The 3,129-nt window shown below is 73.9% G+C and carries 4 protein-coding genes; 3 read left to right on the top strand and 1 reads right to left on the bottom strand.

Annotated elements, in window-relative coordinates:
• The 3 genes from ACLEQD_RS40145 to ACLEQD_RS40135 form a co-directional block, all read left to right on the top strand.
• A partial coding sequence (locus ACLEQD_RS40145; RefSeq protein ID WP_410391224.1) for an ATP-binding protein occupies positions 1 to 1,310 on the top strand: 1,310 nt, incomplete at its 5' end.
• On the top strand, positions 1,307 to 1,828 hold the full coding sequence (locus ACLEQD_RS40140) for a response regulator (RefSeq protein ID WP_410391223.1): 522 nt from the start codon (positions 1,307 to 1,309) through the stop codon (positions 1,826 to 1,828). The genes ACLEQD_RS40145 and ACLEQD_RS40140, both read left to right, overlap by 4 nt.
• 85 nt (positions 1,829 to 1,913) lie before the next feature.
• On the top strand, positions 1,914 to 2,603 hold the full coding sequence (locus ACLEQD_RS40135) for a hypothetical protein (protein WP_410391222.1): 690 nt from the start codon (positions 1,914 to 1,916) through the stop codon (positions 2,601 to 2,603).
• Between the two features lies 1 nt (position 2,604).
• On the opposite strand, the gene ACLEQD_RS40130 is transcribed toward ACLEQD_RS40135, so the two are convergent.
• A partial coding sequence (locus ACLEQD_RS40130; protein ID WP_410391221.1) for a molybdenum cofactor biosynthesis protein MoaE occupies positions 2,605 to 3,129 on the bottom strand: 525 nt, incomplete at its 5' end.

The raw sequence follows: 3,129 nt of genomic DNA, 5'->3' as shown, positions 1-3,129 counted from the left end.
CACTGGACGGTGGAGGCGGTGGCGGACGGCGAGGCCGCGCTCCAGGCCGCCCGCGCACGCCCCCCCCGGACCTCATCCTGTCCGACGTGATGATGCCCCGGCTGGACGGCTTCGGGCTGCTCCAGGCCCTGCGCGCGGACGAGCGCACCCGGACGGTGCCCGTCATCCTGCTGTCCGCCCGCGCGGGCGAGGAGGCCCAGGAGGAGGGCCTGCACGCGGGCGCGGATGACTACCTGGTGAAGCCGTTCTCCACGAGGGACCTGCTGGCGCGCGTCACCGCGCAGCTCACCCGCGCCCGGCTGCGCAAGCTGGAGGCCGCGCACGGCGAGCGGCTGGCGCGCATCTTCCAGCACGCGCCCGTGGGCATCGCCATCCTGCGCGGCCCGGAGCACGTCTTCGAGTTCGCCAACCAGAACTACCTCCAGCTCGTCGCGAACCGCGCGGTGATGGGCAAGCCCGTCCGCGAGGCCCTTCCGGACCTGGCCGACCAGGGCATCTACGAGCTGCTGGACGGCGTCTACACCACGGGCGAGCCGTACATCGGCCGCTCCCTGCGCGTCGTCTTCCACCACGACCCGGAGCAGACGGCGCAGGAGGTGTTCTTCGACTTCGTCTACCAGCCCATGAGCGACGCGAAGGGCCAGGTGGAGAGCATCATCGCGGTCGTCTTCGACGTGACGGAGCTGGCCACCGCGCGGCGGGAGGCGGAGACCGCCAACCGCGCCAAGGACGAGTTCCTCGCGATGCTGGGCCACGAGCTGCGCAACCCCCTGGCCCCCATCCTCACCGCGCTCCAGCTCATGCGCCTGAGGGGCGACACCGCCGCGGAGCGCGAGCGCACGCTGATTGAGCGGCAGGTGACGCACCTGGTGCGCATGGTGGACGACCTGCTGGACGTCAGCCGCGTCACCCGGGGCAAGGTCACCCTCAAGCGCGAGCGCGTCACGCTCACCGACGTGGTGGCCAAGGCCATCGAGCAGATCAGCCCGCTCATCGATCAGCGCCAGCACACGCTGGAGGTGGACCTGCCGGAGCGCGGCACGGACCTCCACGGCGACCCCACGCGGCTGGCGCAGGTGTTCGCCAACCTGCTCACCAACGCCGCCAAGTACACGGAGCCGGGCGGCTTCCTGGCCGTGACGGGCACGCGCGAGGGCCAGGAGCTCGTCGTCAGCGTGCGCGACACGGGCGCGGGCATCCCGCCGGAGATACTGCCCCACGTGTTCGACCTCTTCGTGCAGGAGCACCAGGCCCTGGACCGCTCCCAGGGCGGCCTGGGGCTGGGGCTCGCCATCGCGCGCAGCTGGTGACGCTGCATGACGGCACCATCAGCGCGCACAGCCCGGGCCGGGGCCGCGGCAGCACCTTCACCGTGCGCCTGCCCGCGCTGGAGGCGGAGGCTCTCGCGGCGCTGCCCACGCCGCAGCCCGGCGCGCTCGTCCCCCGGGAGCCCACCTCCATGAGCGCGCGCGTGCTCATCGTGGACGACAACCGGGACGCGGCGGACGTCCTCTCCGAGTCCCTGGAGTTCCTGGGCTGCACGACGCGCGTGGCCTACGACGGCCCCACGGGCCTGGAGGCGGCGAAGGCCTTCCAACCGGAGATCGCGCTGCTGGACATCGGCCTGCCGGTGATGGACGGCTACGAGCTGGCCCGGCTGCTCCGCCAGCAGGAGGAGCCCCGCCCCATGAAGCTGGTGGCGGTGACGGGGTACGGCCAGGAGTCCGACCGCCAGCGCTCCAAGGCGGCGGGCTTCGACGCCCACCTCGTGAAGCCGCTGCACTTCGAGACGCTGGAGACGCTGCTCAAGGAGCTGTCGGGCGCCTGAGGGGCAGGCCGCCCGTCGTCCAGGGGACGTCCGGCCCCACGAAGCCGGGCCGGGCGGCCGCGGAGGCCCTATGCTCCGGCCCGACATGCCGACGCCTTCCGCGCCCTCCTCCCCCTCCGCCCCCGTGGCGGACGGTGGACTCTTCTGCGAGCTGTACTGGGGCACCTCCCTGGCGGAGGCCTGGAGCTACGGCCCCGAGCTGGGCCAGGTCCACGCCGCGCCCGACGAGACGGCCCCCCTGCCCCTCTACGGCTTCACGCTGCCGGAGGAGCCCTTCCTCCTCGCCGAGCGCACGCCGCGGGGCTGGCGCATCCACGTGCCGCCGTCCGCGCGCGTGGAGAGGAGCCTCAAGGGCGACGCCTTCCACCCGGTGGGCCCGGAGGAGCTGACGGGCGCGCCGGGCCGCGCGGCGGTGGAGCTGCGCGAGGGCATGACGCTGCGCCTCATGGAGGGCGAGCTGCGGCTGCTGGTGCAGCCGTCGGTGGTGAAGGAGCGCGCGGGCCGCTTCCGCGTGCGCGACGTGGCCTGGCTCATCACCGTGGCCATCCTCTTCCTGAGCGCGCCCGTCGCCTTCCTCACCATGGGGCCGGACCCGGCGCGCCTCGCCGCGAACAACGCGCGCGCGCTGCAGGTCGCCCACGACAAGGAGGAGGCGCGGCGCAAGGCCATGGGCCTGGACCAGCCGCTCAAGCCGCTGACGGAGGCGGAGCAGGCCGCGCGGAAGCAGGACGGCGGCGCGCGCGTCACCGTCCCCGCCAGCTTCGGCGTGCGCTAGCTCAGGGCCCCAGCCCCACCCAGACGTCGCCGTCCTCGAAGAACTCCTTCTTCCAGATGGGCACGTCCTGCTTGAGCCGCTCGATGGCGTGCTCACAGCCCCGGAAGGCCTCCTTGCGGTGCGCGGAGGCCGCGGCGATGACGACGGCCAGCTCGCCCGGCACCAGCGTGCCCACGCGGTGCACGATGGCCAGCCGCGTCCCCGGCCACGCGCGGGCCACCTCGTCGCCAATCTCCGCGAGCTTCGCCTCCGCCATGGGCGCGTAGGCCTCGTACTCCAGCCGCAGCACGCGCCGGCCCTGCGTCTGGTTGCGCACGGCGCCGGAGAACGTCACCAGCCCGCCCGCCCCTTCGGAGGCCACCGCGTCCACGACCTCCGACAGCTGGAGCGGGCGGGCCACCACGCGGAAGAGGCCCGGCGCGCCGCCGGCCACGGGCGGAATCAACGCCAGCTCCGCGTCCGGGGACACCGGCGCGTCCAGCGCCACGCCCGCCACCCGGTTGAAGCCCGCGCCGTCCAGCAGCGA

The sequence above is a fragment of the Corallococcus sp. 4LFB genome, assembly GCF_046520365.1.
In the GTDB taxonomy this organism is placed as follows: domain Bacteria; phylum Myxococcota; class Myxococcia; order Myxococcales; family Myxococcaceae; genus Corallococcus; species Corallococcus caeni.
The sequence above is the reverse complement of the archived record's forward strand: the minus strand, read 5'-3'. Positions and strand labels throughout refer to the sequence as shown.

What these genes read in the sequence shown, in the direction of transcription:
- ACLEQD_RS40135 (WP_410391222.1), top strand. Translation starts at nt 1,914, where the DNA reads ATGCCGACGCCTTCCGCGCCCTCCTCCCCCTCCGCCCCCGTGGCGGAC.